Annotated in this window: 15 protein-coding genes; 2 read left to right on the plus strand and 13 right to left on the minus strand. The window is 63.8% G+C overall.

Features of this window, described 5'->3' with window-relative positions:
* Positions 1-82 precede the first annotated feature (82 nt).
* Positions 83-412 (minus strand): hypothetical protein, encoded by a 330-nt coding sequence (locus G1E_RS11650; protein ID WP_047149831.1) that lies wholly within the window; start codon positions 410-412, stop codon positions 83-85.
* Positions 413-486: 74 nt separating this feature from the next.
* Positions 487-1,137 carry a DUF998 domain-containing protein gene (locus tag G1E_RS11655; protein ID WP_009687012.1) on the minus strand — a complete coding sequence of 217 codons (651 nt, stop codon included), beginning with the start codon at positions 1,135-1,137 and terminating at the stop codon, positions 487-489.
* Positions 1,138-1,331: 194 nt separating this feature from the next.
* On the opposite strand from G1E_RS11655, the gene G1E_RS11660 reads away from it, so the two are divergent.
* The gene (locus G1E_RS11660; RefSeq protein WP_009687013.1) at positions 1,332-2,081 is read left to right on the plus strand and encodes a FadR/GntR family transcriptional regulator; all 750 of its coding nucleotides are present in this window, start codon (positions 1,332-1,334) and stop codon (positions 2,079-2,081) included.
* Between the two features lie 21 nt (positions 2,082-2,102).
* On the opposite strand, the gene G1E_RS11665 is transcribed toward G1E_RS11660, so the two are convergent.
* From G1E_RS11665 to G1E_RS11715, 11 genes are all read right to left on the minus strand, one after another.
* Positions 2,103-3,683: an aldehyde dehydrogenase (NADP(+)) gene (locus tag G1E_RS11665; RefSeq protein ID WP_047149832.1), complete on the minus strand. Its 1,581-nt coding sequence runs from the start codon at positions 3,681-3,683 to the stop codon at positions 2,103-2,105.
* A gap of 57 nt (positions 3,684-3,740) precedes the next feature.
* On the minus strand, positions 3,741-5,294 hold the full coding sequence (garD, locus tag G1E_RS11670) for a galactarate dehydratase (RefSeq protein WP_009687016.1): 1,554 nt from the start codon (positions 5,292-5,294) through the stop codon (positions 3,741-3,743).
* A gap of 78 nt (positions 5,295-5,372) precedes the next feature.
* On the minus strand, positions 5,373-6,737 hold the full coding sequence (locus tag G1E_RS11675) for an MFS transporter (RefSeq protein WP_009687017.1): 1,365 nt from the start codon (positions 6,735-6,737) through the stop codon (positions 5,373-5,375).
* Positions 6,738-6,841: 104 nt separating this feature from the next.
* Positions 6,842-7,753 carry a 5-dehydro-4-deoxyglucarate dehydratase gene (gene kdgD, locus G1E_RS11680; protein WP_009687018.1) on the minus strand — a complete coding sequence of 304 codons (912 nt, stop codon included), beginning with the start codon at positions 7,751-7,753 and terminating at the stop codon, positions 6,842-6,844.
* A gap of 401 nt (positions 7,754-8,154) precedes the next feature.
* Entirely contained in the window at positions 8,155-8,958 is an 804-nt protein-coding gene (locus tag G1E_RS11685) for a gamma-glutamyl-gamma-aminobutyrate hydrolase family protein (RefSeq protein WP_009687019.1), read from the minus strand.
* A 467-nt stretch (positions 8,959-9,425) separates the two neighbouring features.
* Complete coding sequence (locus tag G1E_RS11690) at positions 9,426-10,208, minus strand: amino acid ABC transporter ATP-binding protein (protein WP_009687020.1); 783 nt, start codon at positions 10,206-10,208, stop codon at positions 9,426-9,428.
* Between the two features lie 21 nt (positions 10,209-10,229).
* Positions 10,230-11,474, minus strand: coding sequence for an FAD-binding oxidoreductase (locus tag G1E_RS11695; protein ID WP_029886747.1), 1,245 nt, complete (start codon positions 11,472-11,474; stop codon positions 10,230-10,232).
* Between the two features lie 16 nt (positions 11,475-11,490).
* On the minus strand, positions 11,491-12,201 hold the full coding sequence (locus tag G1E_RS11700; protein WP_009687023.1) for an ABC transporter permease: 711 nt from the start codon (positions 12,199-12,201) through the stop codon (positions 11,491-11,493).
* The gene (locus G1E_RS11705; protein ID WP_009687024.1) at positions 12,198-12,917 is read right to left on the minus strand and encodes an ABC transporter permease; all 720 of its coding nucleotides are present in this window, start codon (positions 12,915-12,917) and stop codon (positions 12,198-12,200) included. Before G1E_RS11705 ends, G1E_RS11700 begins: the two co-directional genes overlap by 4 nt.
* 145 nt (positions 12,918-13,062) lie before the next feature.
* Positions 13,063-13,815, minus strand: a complete 753-nt coding sequence (locus G1E_RS11710; RefSeq protein ID WP_009687025.1) for a transporter substrate-binding domain-containing protein — start codon at positions 13,813-13,815, stop codon at positions 13,063-13,065.
* Between the two features lie 22 nt (positions 13,816-13,837).
* The gene (locus tag G1E_RS11715; RefSeq protein ID WP_047149833.1) at positions 13,838-14,710 is read right to left on the minus strand and encodes a MurR/RpiR family transcriptional regulator; all 873 of its coding nucleotides are present in this window, start codon (positions 14,708-14,710) and stop codon (positions 13,838-13,840) included.
* A gap of 142 nt (positions 14,711-14,852) precedes the next feature.
* Between G1E_RS11715 and G1E_RS11720 the strand changes: the two genes are divergently transcribed.
* Positions 14,853-15,878 carry an Ldh family oxidoreductase gene (locus tag G1E_RS11720; RefSeq protein WP_009687028.1) on the plus strand — a complete coding sequence of 342 codons (1,026 nt, stop codon included), beginning with the start codon at positions 14,853-14,855 and terminating at the stop codon, positions 15,876-15,878.
* Positions 15,879-15,979: the final 101 nt, after the last annotated feature.

The following is a 15,979-nucleotide window of genomic DNA, read 5'->3' on the forward strand; positions in this document are numbered from 1 at the left end:
TTGCCAGGAACCATAGAATCTCTCACAAGTACGGCGCATAAAATGCTTTAGCTTTAATCCATAACCGCCTGAAATAAAACACCTATCTCTTCGCAACTGCATGGTGCACGCACTGCTCGTAATAGGTCTGCCGGATTGCCGCAGGCTTGAGCCTGGAGCGGCTGTTATAGGTTTGTTCAGTAATGCCGAAGGCGGTCATGCGCATCCACGGTTTGGCGAACTTTCGCACCTGAAGCTTCTTGCGCGTAGCGTACAGGGTGACCCCGGCAAGCTTGGCTTGCTGGGCTTCACCGGCTATTTGCGCACCCCACTGGCAGGTGTGGCGATCATTCTGGCTGAGTGCCCTGGCCTGGGCGCCGAAAGCGAATGTGGCGAGCAGGCAGCCGGCCATCGTAGCTAGAAGTACTCGCATATTGCTGTCCTAAGCAATTGAAGGGGAACGAAGTTTGCCCTCACTTGCAAAGGTGGGGGGCCAGCAAATTGCCGTCAGCGGGTGGGCCTGTGCAATGACCCAGCAGCCGGGTTGCGCAGGCTAGCCCAGGCAAGGCAGGCGATCCACAGTACCGACACCCCGTAGTTGAGGCGCTGGTACAGGCCGAACAGTTGCCCGCTTTGTGCCGCCTGGGCCATGAGTGCGACGGTGACGATGGCCAGTATCAGGCTGGTTGCGGACAGCAGCGCGACGGCCTGGCTGCCGGCCAGACGCGTCCCTAGCCACGCCCACAGGGCGCTCGCCAGGGTCAGTGAAAGGAACATCAGCAACCCCGACAAGTTGTGCAGCAGCTGTGAGCTGGAAGGTTGCGCCGGAGCGCAGCCTGAGTCGCAAGCGAACCAGCCTGTGCCCAGGCTACCGAGGCCGTGCACCAATACCAGAGCTGCACTCGACAACGCCACCTTCGAGCCGTGCCAGCGCCGCGCGAGGCCAAAGGCAAACAAGATGAACAAGACCGCGAGAGGATAATTGTTAACCCATGGCGACCAGCGCTGCACGGGCGAGCCAACCGCGCCGAGCTGGCTCATGGCTTGTTGGAAATGGTCGTAGCCGGGGTACGCCAGTGCAGTGAGCCAGACCCCGGCCAACAGCCACAAGGGGATCAGTAAGCCGCAGCCCAGCAAAAGGCGGTCAAAGATTTTCATACGGGCAGTTCCTTCCATGGATGCATGAGGTGGAAACGCACAGTATCTTGCAGCGCAGGCTCTGTGCCAGCACTTCCAGGTGTTGTCGGGTAGGTGCAGCCCCAGGCAGGCAATGAAATCCGCACGCGGCATATGTGATCGTACAACTGCTTGCGCTATGATAAGCGCTGTCTTTCAAGGTGAAACACAGGGCGATGACAGAGCAGCAGGTACAGGCAAGGACCCGGCGCAAGCCACGCAGTCTGGCCCAGGAACTGGTTACGGTGCTGACCGAGCGTATTCGCAGCGGCCAGCTCAAGCGCGGCGACAAGCTGCCGACCGAATCGCAGATCATGGTTGAAGAGGGCGTCAGCCGCACGGTGGTGCGTGAGGCCATTTCGCGGCTGCAAGCCGCCGGGCAGGTGGAAACCCGCCACGGCATCGGTACGTTCGTGCTGGATGCGCCGGCGACCGGGGGCTTCCGGATCGACCCGGCTACCGTCGTTACCCTGCGTGAGGTGCTGGCGGTGCTGGAGTTGCGCATTGCGCTGGAGATCGAATCGGCAGGGCTTGCCGCACAACGCCGCAGCGATGACGAGCTGGCCGGCATGCGCGCGGCGCTGGATGAGCTGAACGAGGGGGCGGCCCACGCCACCGATGCGGTGTCGGCCGACTTCCAGTTTCACCTGCGCATTGCCCAGGCCAGTGGCAACCATTACTTCGCCGACATCCTCAACCACCTGGGCACCAGCATCATCCCCCGGACCCGGTTGAATTCAGCGCGGTTGGCGCGTGATGACCAGGCCCATTACATGAGCCGGCTGCGCCATGAGCATGAAGCCATCTATGAAGCCATTGCACGGCGAGACAGCGAAGGGGCCAAAATGGCCATGCGCATGCACCTGAGCAATAGCCGTGAGCGTTTGCGTCAGGTGCATGAAGAGGCTGAGGCGCAAGGGGCTTGAGGCCCGTGCCGCAAAGGGGCGTCAGATCGCCCCGTCGCGCCACTGCCCATTCACCAACCGCCGCAGCCCCAGCGGGTTGCTGTCACGCAGGGCCTCGGGCAACAGCGCCTGCGGATAGTTCTGGTAGCACACGGGGCGCAGGAAGCGGTCGATAGCCAGGGTGCCGACCGAGGTTCCGCGGGCGTCGGAAGTTGCCGGGTACGGCCCGCCGTGGACCATGGCATCGCACACCTCGACACCTGTCGGGTAACCATTGAGCAGAATCCGCCCGACTTTCTCTTCCAGCAGTGGTACCAGCCAGGCAAAGGCTTCAAAGTCCTCAGGCTCGCCGATCAGTGTGGCGGTCAGCTGGCCGCGCAGGCCAAGCACGGCAGCGCGCAACTGGTCGTTATCCTGAACTTCCACGGCCACGGTGGTGGGGCCGAACACTTCCTCCTGCAGCAATGGGTCGGACTCGACCAGCAACCTGGCATCGGCCTTGAACAACTGGGCATGGGCCTGGCTGCCTTGCTGTGCCTGGCCTGCCAGGTGTTCGATACCGGCGTGGGCGTGCAGGTGCTCCAGGCCAGCGACATAACTGCGCAGGCCGCCGGCGTTGAGCATGACCTGGCCGGCCTGCTGGCCCAGGTGCTGACCCAGCTCAGCCAACAGCTGGCTGTACGGTGGCGATTGCAGCCCGATGACCAGGCCCGGGTTGGTGCAGAACTGCCCTGCGCCCAGGCACACCGAACCGGCCAGCTCACGGGCGATGGCGTCGCCACGCTTGGCCAGGGCGCCCGGCAGGATGATCACCGGGTTGATGCTGGACATCTCGGCGAACACCGGAATCGGCTGGGGGCGCTCTGCGGCCATGCGGCACAGGGCGTCGCCGCCTTTCAGCGAACCGGTGAAACCCACGGCCTGGATGGCCGGGTGCTTGACCAGCCACTCGCCCACGCCGCCACCGAACACCATGTTGAACACCCCATTGGGCATGCCGGTACGCTCGGCTGCCCGGGTGATGGCGCAGCCGACCAGGTCGGCGGTTGCCATGTGGCCGCTGTGCGCCTTGAACACCACCGGGCAGCCGGCGGCCAGCGCCGCGGCGGTGTCGCCGCCTGCGGTGGAGAACGCCAGCGGGAAGTTACTGGCGCCGAACACCGCGACCGGGCCAACGCCAATGCGCATCTGGCGCAGGTCCACGCGTGGCAGTGGCTGGCGTTCGGGCAGGGCGAGGTCGATGCGTGCGCCAAGGTAATCGCCACGGCGCAACACCTGGGCGAACAGGCGCATCTGGCCGCTGGTACGGCCGCGCTCACCCTGGATACGTGCGGCGGGCAGTGCGGTTTCGCGGCAGACGATAGCGATGAAGGCATCGTCCAGCTCGTCCAGTTCGGCAGCGATGGCATCCAGAAATTCGGCGCGGCGCGCCGGGGCTAGTTGGCGGAATTCGGCGAAAGCGGCGGCCGCGGCTTTGGCGGCTTGGTCGACTTCGCCCTCGGTAGCCTGGGCAAAGTTGTACGGCAGGGCTTCGCCAGTGCTGGCGTCCAGGCTCTGCAGGCGCTGTGCGCCAGCGGCGCTGCGCTGGCCGGCGATGAAGTTGTGGCCGAGGATTTCAGGCATGGGGTGCTCCTGTGAGGGTGGCTGAATGAAGAGTGCTGGGCGAGCCTGCCCAGGGCATCAGGTAATTGGCGCCGGATTGAACAGGGTGATGTCGTTGTGCAAGCGGTGCTGCTCGGCCCAGGTCTGCTTGCGGCCACTGGCGACGTCGAGGTAGTAGTGGAACAGCTCCCAGCCCAATTCCTCGATGGTCGCGCGGCCGCTGGCGATGCGTCCGGCGTCGATGTCGATCAAGTCGGGCCAGCGCTGCGCCAGCTCGCTGCGGGTGCACACCTTGACCACGGGCGCCATGGCCAGGCCATACGGCGTGCCGCGGCCCGTGGTGAAGACATGAAGGTTCATGCCTGCGGCCAGTTGCAGGGTGCCACAGACAAAGTCGCTGGCCGGGGTGGCGCAAAAGATCAGCCCCTTGCCCTTGACCCGCTCGCCTGGGCCAAGCACGCCCTGGATGGCCCCGCTGCCGGACTTGACGATCGAACCCAGCGACTTTTCGACGATGTTCGACAGGCCGCCTTTCTTATTGCCCGGTGTGGTATTGGCGCTGCGGTCGACGGCGCCTTGCTGCAGGTAGCGGTCATACCAGTCCATTTCGCTGACCAGCGCGTCGGCCACCGCCTGGTTTTGCGCGCGCGAAGTCAGCATGTAGATGGCGTCGCGAACCTCGGTCACTTCCGAGAACAGCACGGTGGCACCGGCACGTACCAGCAGGTCGGCGGCATAACCCAGCGCCGGGTTGGCGGTAATGCCCGAAAAGGCGTCGCTGCCACCGCACTGCATGCCCAGGATCAGCTCGCTGGCCGGTACGCTTTCGCGTCGACGCTGGTCGAGTTTCTTCAAGCGGGTGTCGGCCAGCGCCATGATCTGCTCGATCATTTCCACAAAGCCCAGGCTGGCGTCCTGCAGGCGGTACAGCCACGGGTCGCTGAGATCTACCGACGGGTCGTTGTCGTGCATCACCTGGCCGGCCTGCAGCTTTTCGCAGCCCAGGCTGATGACCAGCGCTTCGCCGCCCAGGTTGGGGTTGCGCGCCAGGTTGCGCACGGTGCGGATCGGGATATAGGCGTCGCGGGCGTTGATGGCCACGCCGCAGCCGTAGCTGTGGGTGATGGCTACCACGTCATCGACGTTGGGGTATTGGGGCAGCAGTTCGCTGCGGATGCGCTTGACCGCGTGCTCCAGCACGCCGGTCACGCACTGCACGGTGGTGGTGATGCCAAGGATATTGCGCGTGCCCACCGTGCCGTCGGCGTTGCGGTAGCCTTCGAAGGTGAAACCTTCCAGTGGCGGCAGCGGCTGTGGCACGGCATCGCAGCGTGGCAGGCTGTCCAGTTCCGGGGCAGCGGGCATGGCCAGCTGGCTTTCCTGTACCCAGCTGCCCTGGCGCAGGTCTTCCAGCGCATAACCGATGATTTGCCCGTAGCGGCGCACCGGCTCGCCCTTGGCGATGGTCACGGTGGCAACCTTGTGGCTTTGCGGTACGCCCTCGACCAGGGTCAGGCCGTCGGCAAAACGGGCACCTTCGCCCAGGCCGCCGTCATTGACCACGACCACGACGTTGTCATCGTCGTGCAGGCGCACGTAGCGGGGCGAGTCGGAATGTTCGATCAACTGCATGTTTGGGCCCTACTTGTCAGGTTCTCAGGCTTTTTTGTACATCCGCCCGCACCGAACGAGCCGGCGCGGGCGTGTCACTCAATGGCGCGAGCTGGCCAGTTCGCCGTTGGCAGCAGGCTCAGCCTGTGGCTTCGGGGCGTCGTCGCGCAGTTCGATACGCTTGATCGGGCCAACGATCACCAGGTAGCTGAACACCGCTACCAGGGCGTTGGCGCCTACGTAGACCAGGGCCCACTTGAACGAACCCGTGGCGCTGATGATGTAGCCGATGACGATAGGCGTAGTGATAGAGGCGATGTTGCCGAAGGTGTTGAACAGGCCGCCCGACAGGCCGGCGATCTGCTTCGGTGAGGTGTCTGCCACTACCGCCCAGCCCAGCGCGCCGATGCCTTTGCCGAAGAAGGCCAGGGTCATGAAACCGACGACCATCCACTCGGCGTCTACGTAGTTGCAGAACACCATGGTGGTCGACAGCATCAGGCCGCAGACGATCGGCAGCTTGCGCGAGAAGGTCAACGAGTTGCCACGGCGCAGCAGCCAGTCCGAGATCACCCCGCCCAGCACGCCGCCGATAAAGCCGCAGACCGCCGGCAGCGAGGCGATGAAGCCGGCCTTGAGGATGGTCATGCCGCGTTCCTGCACCAGGTACACCGGGAACCAGGTCAGGAAGAAATAGGTGATGGCGTTGATGCAATACTGGCCCAGGTACACGCCCAGCAGCATGCGGCTGGTCAGCAGCTGCTTGATGTAACCCCATTTCGGGCCATCGTTGCCGCGCTTGTGGTCCATGTCGACCAGGCCGCCGTTCTGCTCGATGTGTTCGAGCTCGGCCGGGCTGATGCGTGGATGCTGGCGCGGGTTGTAGATGGTCTTCAGCCACACCATCGAGAAGATGATGCCCAGCGCCCCCATCACCACGAACACGTGCTCCCAGCCGAAGCTGAACACGATCCAACCCATGATCGGTGCGAACAGGGCGGTGGCGAAGTACTGCGCGGAGTTGAAGATGGCCGAGGCGGTACCGCGTTCCTGGGTCGGGAACCAGGCCGCGACGATACGGGCGTTACCCGGGAACGACGGGGCTTCGGCAAAGCCGACGAGGAAGCGCAAGGTGAACAGGGTCACGACTGCCCAGGCAACCGGAAGGCCGCCGACAAAGCCCTGCAACAGGGTGAACAGCGACCAGGTGAAGATGCTGAAGGCGTAGACGTTCTTGGAACCGAAGCGGTCGAGCAGCCAGCCACCCGGAATCTGGCCAGCCACGTAAGCCCATCCGAAGGCGGAGAAGATATAACCGAGGGTTACGGCGTCAATGCCGAGGTCTTTCTGCAGGCTGGAGCCTGCGATTGCAATGGTCGCGCGGTCGGCATAGTTGATCGTGGTCACCAGGAACAGCATGAACAGGATCAGGTAGCGCACATGCGTCTTTTTAGTCGCTTGCATGCTGGTTGTACTCCCACTAGTTATTTTTGTGCGGGCTCACGAATGGTAACCGGAGCGGGGCAGGCCCACTCCGGGCGCGGCATATGGCAGGCCGCAGGCAGCGCTTACTGCGGGCCCATCTTGTCCATCAGCGCGGCGAGCATTTCGTACTCTTCGGCGGTGAGGTCGGTCAGCGGGGTACGCACCGGGCCTGCGTCGTAACCGGCCAGCTTGGCGCCGGCCTTGACGATGCTCACGGCGTAGCCAGCCTTGCGGTTGCGGATGTCCAGGTAGGGCAGGAAGAAATCATCGATCAGCTTGGCCACGGCAGCGTGGTCGTCGCGGGCGATGGCGTTGTAGAAGTCCATCGCTGTCTTCGGCACAAAGTTGAACACTGCCGAGGAGTAGACCGGCACGCCAAGGGCCTTGTAGGCAGCAGCATACACTTCGGCGGTTGGCAGGCCACCCAGGTAGCTGAAGCGATCACCCAGGCGGCGGCGGATCGACACCATCAGCTCGATATCACCCAGGCCGTCCTTGTAGCCGATCAGGTTAGGGCAGCGTTCGGCCAGTTTTTCCAGCAGGTTGGCGTTGAGGCGGCAGACATTGCGGTTGTACACCACCACGCCGATCTTCACCGACTTGCACACGGCTTCCACGTGGGCGGCAACACCGTCCTGGCTGGCTTCGGTCAGGTAGTGCGGCAGCAGCAGCAGGCCCTTGGCGCCCAGGCGCTCGGCTTCTTGCGCATATTCGATGGCCTGGCGGGTGGAGCCACCCACGCCGGCGAGGATCGGTACCGAAGTGGCGCAGGTATCGACTGCGGTCTTGATGACCTGGCTGTATTCGCTGGCAGCCAGGGAGAAGAACTCACCCGTACCACCGGCGGCGAACAGGGCACTGGCGCCATAGGGGGCCAGCCACTCCAGGCGCTTGATGTAGCCCGCCGGGTTGAAGTCGCCCTGGGCGTTGAAGTCGGTGACCGGGAAAGACAGCAGGCCGTGGGAGAGGATGGATTTGAGTTCTTGTGGATTCATTGTTGTTGGCATCCTGTGGCGCTTGGGTGGAGGTGTTGTTTTGCGTTGGAGGTAAGTTATCGTACAACCTCAGGGATGACCAGTGCTTTCTTGGAATTTTGTTTTCCGCGAGGGTGTACGCGTCGAGGTGCCCGCCTCGATATGTGTGGTGGGTTGCAGATCGAGCGCAGCTCGCGATGCGCCGCGCGGGCGGCGCTCGATCTCACAGGCGCTGAAAAACCGACGACCACCACCCGGTAGTCATCGTATCTCTAAAGGCCAAAAGAAAAAAACGATCGCAAAGACAGGCACAAACCCGCCGCCCGATTCCACGGCAGATATTCTGGGACCAGCAGAGGGTGACCGGGGGAGGCGGGGGCGGCCTTGCGCCGCCCCGCGATCAAAGCAGGGGAAACTGTAGGTCAGGCAGCGCGCTTGACCTGCGCCTTGCGAACCTGGGCGCGGCACGCGTCACCGAACGCCTGGAAGATCTTGATCGAGTCGGGGTTCTGCGCAGCTTGCCATTCTGGGTGCCATTGCACGGCGAACAGGAACGGCGAAATGCTTGGCGCATGAATGGCCTCGACCAGGCCGTCTTCCGCATGCGCGATGGCCTCGATGCCGGCGCCGAGCGTGTGCAGGCCCTGGCCGTGCAGCGAGTTGACGCGGATTTCGTCGCAACCCAAAGTGTCGCGCAGCCAGCTGCCTGGTTTGATCTTTACGCTGTGAACCTGGGCGTACTGTACTTCGACCGGGTCTTCCGGGTTTTCCCGGTGGTCATTGAAACCCGGTTCGGCGTACACCTTCTGGTAGATGTCGCCACCCAGCGCCACGTTGATTTCCTGCATGCCCCGGCAGATGCCGAAGATGGGCAGGCCACGCTTGAGCGCCGCCTTGACCAGCGGAATGTCGAACAGGTCGCGGTTCTGGTCCTGGCCTTTGCCTGGGGTCTGGTTTTCCTGGCCGTACAGCGCCGGGTCGATGTTGCTGCCAGCGCCGGTCAGGTAAACGCCGTCGGCCATGTCCAGATAGGTCTCGAGGTCGTCAATGCCGCAGCAGGTGGGCACCAGCACCGGGACACAATCGGCGAACTCGACCAGCGGGGTGATGTATTTGTGGGTCATGACCTGGTAGTCATGGCCTTTGCGCTCTTGGCTGCCCATGGTCATCAGGACGACGGGTTTGCGCAGGGAAGGTTGCTTGTTGCCAATGTTGCTGTTGGACATATGTCACCTTGGGACAGGTTCGACCTGTCGTTGTTGTGCAGGCGCACGGCGCGGGGCTCTGAGTGGCGCCTGGAGCCCCGAGCACTGCCGGCTCGTCGAGCTGACGATGCCGGTCGGGGCCTGTAGATAGCTTGCCAGAGCCGTTCGATATGTCAAACGACTGAAAGGGGCTGCAAGGCGGGAAATGCGCCGGTTTTGGGTGGGTTGAACCGATGCGGGCCTGTGGCGGCGTGGGTTTGGCGGGAGGTTCGGTCAATAATATTTAACGACGCAGTCGGGTCTTTGCAGCCGTGCAATGAAATAGGTGGCTTGAAGTCAGCGCGGTCGTTGTGGGAGCGGCCTTGTGTCGCGAAAGGGCTGCACAGCAGCCCCGGCAATATAGGCAACAGTGCTGAAAAACCGGGGGCCGCTTTGCGGCCCTTTCGCGACACAAGGCCGCTCCCACACGTTCAGTGACAGGTCTGCACTCAGTGCAGGATCTGCGCCAGGAACCCCTTGGCCCGCTCGGTGCGCGGGTGGTTGAAGAACACCTGCGGCGGGCTGTCCTCGATGATCTGCCCACCCTCCAGGAACAGCACCCGTTCGGCCACCTGCCGGGCAAAGCCCATTTCGTGGGTGACGCAAAGCATGGTCATGCCCGTGCCGGCCAGTTGCACCAGCACATCCAGCACTTCGGCGACCATTTCAGGGTCCAGTGCCGACGTAGGCTCGTCGAACAGCATGATCCGCGGTTTCATGCACAGCGCGCGGGCAATTGCCACGCGCTGCTGCTGCCCGCCGGACAATTGGCTGGGGTACTTGTGCGCCTGGCTTGCGATGCCCACTTTGGTCAGGTACATGCGCGCCCGTTCCTCGGCATCCTTGCGTGATAGCCCACGCACGCTCGTGGGGGCGAGCAGGCAGTTGTCGAGCACGCTCATGTGCGGGAACAGGTTGAAGTGCTGAAACACCATGCCAATGTCGCTGCGTACCTGCGCCGCCTCCCGGGTGTTGGTCGCAAGGTCGACGCCGGCGACCTCGATAGTGCCCTGCTGGGCGATTTCCAGGCGGTTGATGCAGCGGATCAGCGTCGACTTGCCCGAGCCGGAAGGCCCGCACAGGACGATACGTTCGCCTTCGCGTACCTGCAGGTCGATGTCGCGCAAGACATGGAACGCCCCGTAGTGCTTGTTCAAGCCTTCGATGCGGATCAGCACCGGGCGCGGGTCGGTTTCAGGGGTAGCGGTGGCATGGCTCAAGAGTGCGGTCATCGTGTTGTGCTCCCGCGGCGGTCAGTCGAAACGGGTTGCGCTGTAAGGCGCGGGGTCGGTGAAGGGGCGTTCCCCGGTCACCAGTTCGGCCAGCAGGCGGCCGCTGACCGGGCCCAGGGTGAGGCCATGGTGGGCGTGGCCAAAGTTGAACCACAGCCCCGGGTGGCGTGGCGCCGGGCCAATGACCGGGCGCATGTCGGGCAGGCACGGGCGCCGCCCCAGCCACGGTGCGTCGTCCAGGCGCTCGCCCAGCGCGGGGAACAGCTTGCGCGCCAAGGCTTCGCAACGGTCCAGCTGGATCTGGTTGGCGGGCGCATTGGCGGCGTCGAACTCGATACCGGTGGTCAAGCGCACGCCGCGCGCCATCGGTGCCAGCACATAACCACCCTGGGTGTCGCAGATCGCGTGCTCCAGTTGCGCGCCGCCACGGGTGCCGTAGTGCATGTGATAGCCGCGCTTGATCGCCAGCGGTATCCGGTAGCCCAGGCCGCTGAACAGGTCGGCCGACTGGGGGCCCAGGCAGGCGACAACCTCGTCGGCAGTGATCGGGCCGCGGCGGCTGTCGACCTGCCACTTGCCGTGGTGCTGACGCAGGCTGCGCGCATCGCCATGCAGGAACTGCCCGCCGCGTTGCTGGAACAAGGCTGCATAACCACGGGTGAGGGCGCCGGGGTTGTTGACGGTTTTCGGGTCAAGCCAGTGGATGCCGCCGACCACGGTGGCATCCAGCTGGTGTTCGCGAGCCTGCAACTGGCCGCATTCCAGTATTTCGAACTGCAGGCCGTAACGGCTCAGGCCTTTGGCATCGGCCTTGGCCTGGCTGAACAGCGTCGGATCGCGGAACACCTCGATCCAGCCTTTGGCCTGCACCAGCCCTTGCAGGCCGGCAGCTGCGATCAGCACGTCGTGTTCCTCCACGCAGCGCTGCACCAATGGCAGCATATCGGCGGCGGCACCTGCCAGGCGCCCGGGGGCGGACTGGCGCCAGTAGCGCCACAGCCACGGTGCCGCCTTGGGCAGATGCGCCAGGCTGTAGCGCACGTCGGGCTGGCGGTTCAGGCCATAGCGCAGCAGGGCGCCCAGTTGCCGTGGGAAGGCATAGGGGATGACGCTGGAGCGCTCGATCAGCCCGGCGTTGCCGTGGCTGGTACCGCTGCCCGGTTCGTCGCGGTCGAGCAGTACCACCTGGCGCCCGCGGGCTTGCAAGTGCAGGGCGGTGCTGACGCCGACGATGCCGGCGCCCAGGACTAAGGTCTGGCAATGCATGGAACGTATCCTTCGGTCAGTTCAGGTGGCGGCCCAGGCGGGCTTCCAGGTGTTTCAGCAGGCGCCGCACCACCTCGACGATCACCAGGTAGAGCACTGCGGCCCACAGGTAGATCTGGAAGTCGAAGCTGCGCGAAAAGGCCAGTTTGGTCACGCCCATCAGGTCGTAGATGGTCACCAGCGAGGCAATGGCGCTGGCTTTGATCATCAGGATCAATTCGTTGCCCAGCGGGCCGATGGCAACCAGCAGCGACTGCGGCAGGATCACCTTGAAGAAGGTCGTCGAGCGCTTCAGGTTCAACGCCCGCGCCGCCTCATACTGGCCCGGGGCGACGGCCATCAGGCTGCCGCGGAAGATCTCGGCCTGGTAGGCGGCGGTGTTCAAGGTGAACGCCAGCAAGGTGCAGAACCACGCCTCGCGGAAGAACCACCACAGGCCCACTTCCTGCCAGAAGCTCTTGAACGAGCCCAGGCCGTAGTACAGCAGGAACAACTGGGCCAGCAATGGCGAGCCGCGGAAGAAGTACACATAACCTGCCGCCAGGCGTTGCAACAGCAGGTTGTGCGACAGGCGCGCCAGCGCCAGCAGCAGGCCCAGCAGCGCGCCCAGGCTGAAGGAAATGGCGACCAGCTTCGCAGTGACCAGCAGGCCGTCGACAAAGCGCGGGCCGTAACGCTCCAGCAGGTCAGGGTCGAGCACCAGCGCCAGCAATTGGTCGAGGCTCATGCGCGCGCTCCTTGCAGGTGGCGGTTGCTCCGCCGCTCGATGTAGGCGAACACGCGCCCGGACAATGCCGCGAACAGCAAGTAGCCCAGGCACGCCACGCCATAGAAGAACATGGGCTCTTTGGTCACGCTGACGGCCAGGTTGGTCTGGCGCATCAGGTCGACCAGCGAGATGGTCGACACCAGCGAGGTGTCCTTGAGCAACGACAGCCAGTTGTTGGACAAGCCGGGCAGGGCAATGCGGGTCAACTGCGGCAGCAGCACCTTGAAGAACCCGGTGCGTTTGCTCAGCCCCAAGGCCGAACAGGCCTCCCACTGGCCTTTGGGCAAGGTCTTGAAAGCGGCCAGCCAGATCTCGCTGGAAAATGCGGCAAACACCAGGCTGAACGCGATCATGGCGGCCACGAAGGTATTGATCAGGAACTCACCTTCATAGCCCAGGGCGGCAAGGACCTTCTGCGCGGCGATCTGGCAGCCGTAATAAATGATCAGCAGTGTCAGCAGCTCGGGCAAGCCGCGGAACACGGTGGAAAACGTGGTGGCCCAGGCCCGTGGCAGGCGTTTGCGCGAGCGGGCCGCCAGGGCGACTACCAGGCCCAGCGGCAGGCCGATGGGCAGGCAGGCCAGGGCCAGTGACACAGTGACCAGCGCGCCGGCCAGCAGCGCCTGGCCCCAGCCACCGCTGGCCAAGGACAGCAAGGACAATTGATCGAGCATGACGAACACCTTGTGTTGACCTCACCGGCCTCATCGCCGGCAAGCCAGCTCGCACAGGTAAACCGCTGTTCTTCAGGTCCGTGGGCAACCTGTGGGAGCTGGCTTGCCGGCGACAGGGGCCGGTCAGGCAATGAGGGCTTGAAGATCAGTTGTAGATATCGAATGCAAAGTACTTGCTGGCGATCTTCTGATAGGTGCCGTTGGCCACGATCTGTTGCAACGCGGTGTTCAGGCGTTGGCGCAAGGCTTCATCATCCTTGCGCACGGCAATGGCGGCATCGGCCTTGGTGTTGGCTACATCACCCAGAATCTTGCAGCAGTCACCGCCGTTCTTGCTGATCCATTCCTGAAGCGGAAATTTGTCGGCAATCACCCCGTCGAGGCGGCCGGCGGCCAGGTCCGCGTTGGCTTCGTCCATGGTCGGGTACAGCTTCACGTCAGCGCCGGCCTTGGCGTAAACGTCCTCGGCATAAATGGCCTGGGTAGACGACGACTGGGCGCCAACCGTGTAGCCGTCGAAGTGGGTTTGGGCATCGGTGATCTTGCTGTCCTTGGCCACGGCCACGGTCAACGGGGTACGGTAGTAATGGTCGGTGAAGGCAATTTTCTTGCGCCGTTCCTCGGTGTCGATCATCGAGGCCACCACAGCGTCGTACTTGCGCGCCATCAGCGCCGGGATGATGCCTTCCCAGTCCTGAGCCACCAGCGTGCACTCGACCTTCATCTGTTCGCACAGGGCATGGGTAATGTCGACGTCGAAGCCATGCAACTGGTTATCGGCGTCGACATAGTTGAACGGCGGGTAGGCACCCTCGGTGGCGAAGCGCAGGGTTTCGGCACTGGCAGCACCCGCCAGCAGCAGGGCGCACGCACCCAGCAAGGCCATGGACTTGTTCATCTCGCACCTCATTGCACTCTTGCTATTGTTGTTTGCCCGCCGACCACGTGGTGTAGCCGACGAACTCGTTATGTAGAGCGGCAGTTGCTTCCAAGCGCTTTTCAACATCCGGCCCGAGTTTCTTGCAGACCTCGTTGACCATCAGGTGTACCCACGACAGCATGGCCGAGGTGGATTCCCAGAACAGATTGAATTCGGTGGGTATGCGGAACACCTCGTCGGCGTTGGAATCGGCCCAGTCACAGAAAGTGTCGGTCACCAAAGTGACCGCAATGCCCGCCTCGCGCGCCTTTTGGCACAGCAACAGGGCATGGCGGGAATAACGGCGCGCCTCGAACACCACCAGGGCGCTGTCTGCGGCGTTACCGAGCAGCACGTCGGCAAAGTGCCCGGCACTGAGGTCGACCAGTTGCACCCCATCGCGCAGGTATTGCAGCAAGTGGCCCATGCACATGGCCAGGCCGCGCTCGGTCTGAAAACCTGCAACAAAGACCCGGCGCTTGCTCGCCAGGCGTTGGGCCACGTTGTGCCAGGCCGGGCCTTGGCGGTACTCGTGCACGCGCACCAGGGCGGCCATTTCCAGTTCCAGGCTGCCGCCGTTGTCGCTGGCGTCCTGGCGCTGGCGGTAATCGTGCAAGCGGTCGCCCACCAGCCACGGGCCATCGCCCAGGTCGCTCTGCAGGTCTTGCTTAAGTGCCTTGAGGTGGGCATAACCCAGGGAGCGGCAAAACCGCCCGACACTGGATTCGCTGACGCCCAGCTTGGCGGCGATGCTGGCCGAGGTCTGGAACGGCAGTTCGTGCAGGTTGGCGAGCATGTAGGTGGCGATCTTGCGGCCTGACGCTGCGGCCCCGTCGAGGCTGGCTTCCAGGCGTTGCTTGATCGGTTGGCTCATGCTGGGGCTCCAGAAGGTAAGGCTTGGGAAGAAAATGAATGTTTTCTGCCATTAAGTCAACATTTGACAGATAGCTGTCACTCGCGGGAAAGTTTTGCCGTTGCAACGCTGTAGCCACTCCAAAATCAACAAGGAGCTTCAGATGTCCGCACCGTCCACCGGCACCGTCGTGCGCGTGCCGTTTACCGAGCTGCAAGGCCTGCTGCAGGCTATCTTCCAGCGCCATGGCTGCAGCGACAGCGTGGCCAGGGTGCTGGCCCACAATTGTGCGAGCGCCCAGCGCGATGGTGCCCATAGCCATGGGGTGTTCCGCATGCCGGGATACGTGTCCACGCTGAACAGCGGCTGGGTCGATGGGCGGGCCGTGGCCAAGGTCAGTGACCTTGCCGCCGGCTATGTCAGCGTCGATGCCGCTGGCGGGTTCGCCCAGCCCGCACTGGCGGCGGCCCGCGACCTGTTGGTGGCCAAGGCGCGCAACGCCGGCATTGCCGTGCTGGCGATCCACAACTCGCACCATTTCGCCGCCTTGTGGCCAGACGTGGAGCCGTTCGCTGAAGAGGGCCTGGTGGCCCTCAGCGTGGTCAACAGCATGACCTGCGTGGTGCCGCATGGGGCCCGCAAGCCTCTGTTCGGCACCAACCCTATCGCCTTTGCAGCACCCTGCGCCGGGCATGACCCGATCGTCTTCGACATGGCCACCAGCGCCATGGCCCACGGCGACGTGCAGATTGCCGCGCGTGCCGGCCAGCCGCTTCCCGAAGGCATGGGTGTCGATGCCAATGGCGAACCAACCACCGAGCCCAAGGCGATTCTCGAGGGCGGTGCTTTGCTGCCATTTGGCGGGCACAAGGGTTCGGCGCTGTCGATGATGGTCGAATTGCTGGCGGCGGCGCTGACAGGCGGGCACTTCTCCTGGGAATTCGACTGGGCGGAGCACCCGGGGGCGAAAACGCCATGGACCGGGCAACTGATCATCGTCATCGACCCGAGCAAGGCCGAGGGCGAGCGTTTTGCCCAGCGCAGCCGCGATCTGGTGGAGCAGATGCAGGCGGCAGGGTTGACGCGCATGCCGGGTGAACGGCGTTACCGCGAGCGCGAGGTGGCAGACGAGGAGGGGGTGGCGCTGACCGAGCAGGAATTGCAAGACCTGAAAGCGTTGCTTGGTTGATCCGGCCTAATCGCCGGCAGGCCAGCTCCCGCAGTGGGAGATTCTAGGGTTTGTGGCAAGGGTAGCCGTAGCATCTTCAACGCCAGTGAGATCGAGCGCCG

Source organism: Pseudomonas sp. TJI-51, from assembly GCF_000190455.2.
Lineage (GTDB): Bacteria > Pseudomonadota > Gammaproteobacteria > Pseudomonadales > Pseudomonadaceae > Aquipseudomonas > Aquipseudomonas juntendi.

Excerpts from the sequence above, each read along its gene's own strand:
- G1E_RS11650 (WP_047149831.1), bottom strand. The coding sequence starts at position 412 with ATGCGAGTACTTCTAGCTACGATGGCCGGCTGCCTGCTCGCCACATTC.
- G1E_RS11655 (WP_009687012.1), bottom strand. The coding sequence starts at position 1,137 with ATGAAAATCTTTGACCGCCTTTTGCTGGGCTGCGGCTTACTGATCCCC.
- G1E_RS11660 (WP_009687013.1), top strand. The coding sequence starts at position 1,332 with ATGACAGAGCAGCAGGTACAGGCAAGGACCCGGCGCAAGCCACGCAGT.
- G1E_RS11665 (WP_047149832.1), bottom strand. The coding sequence starts at position 3,683 with ATGCCTGAAATCCTCGGCCACAACTTCATCGCCGGCCAGCGCAGCGCC.
- garD (WP_009687016.1), bottom strand. The coding sequence starts at position 5,294 with ATGCAGTTGATCGAACATTCCGACTCGCCCCGCTACGTGCGCCTGCAC.
- G1E_RS11675 (WP_009687017.1), bottom strand. The coding sequence starts at position 6,737 with ATGCAAGCGACTAAAAAGACGCATGTGCGCTACCTGATCCTGTTCATG.
- kdgD (WP_009687018.1), bottom strand. The coding sequence starts at position 7,753 with ATGAATCCACAAGAACTCAAATCCATCCTCTCCCACGGCCTGCTGTCT.
- G1E_RS11685 (WP_009687019.1), bottom strand. The coding sequence starts at position 8,958 with ATGTCCAACAGCAACATTGGCAACAAGCAACCTTCCCTGCGCAAACCC.
- G1E_RS11690 (WP_009687020.1), bottom strand. The coding sequence starts at position 10,208 with ATGACCGCACTCTTGAGCCATGCCACCGCTACCCCTGAAACCGACCCG.
- G1E_RS11695 (WP_029886747.1), bottom strand. The coding sequence starts at position 11,474 with ATGCATTGCCAGACCTTAGTCCTGGGCGCCGGCATCGTCGGCGTCAGC.
- G1E_RS11700 (WP_009687023.1), bottom strand. The coding sequence starts at position 12,201 with ATGAGCCTCGACCAATTGCTGGCGCTGGTGCTCGACCCTGACCTGCTG.
- G1E_RS11705 (WP_009687024.1), bottom strand. The coding sequence starts at position 12,917 with ATGCTCGATCAATTGTCCTTGCTGTCCTTGGCCAGCGGTGGCTGGGGC.
- G1E_RS11710 (WP_009687025.1), bottom strand. The coding sequence starts at position 13,815 with ATGAACAAGTCCATGGCCTTGCTGGGTGCGTGCGCCCTGCTGCTGGCG.
- G1E_RS11715 (WP_047149833.1), bottom strand. The coding sequence starts at position 14,710 with ATGAGCCAACCGATCAAGCAACGCCTGGAAGCCAGCCTCGACGGGGCC.
- G1E_RS11720 (WP_009687028.1), top strand. The coding sequence starts at position 14,853 with ATGTCCGCACCGTCCACCGGCACCGTCGTGCGCGTGCCGTTTACCGAG.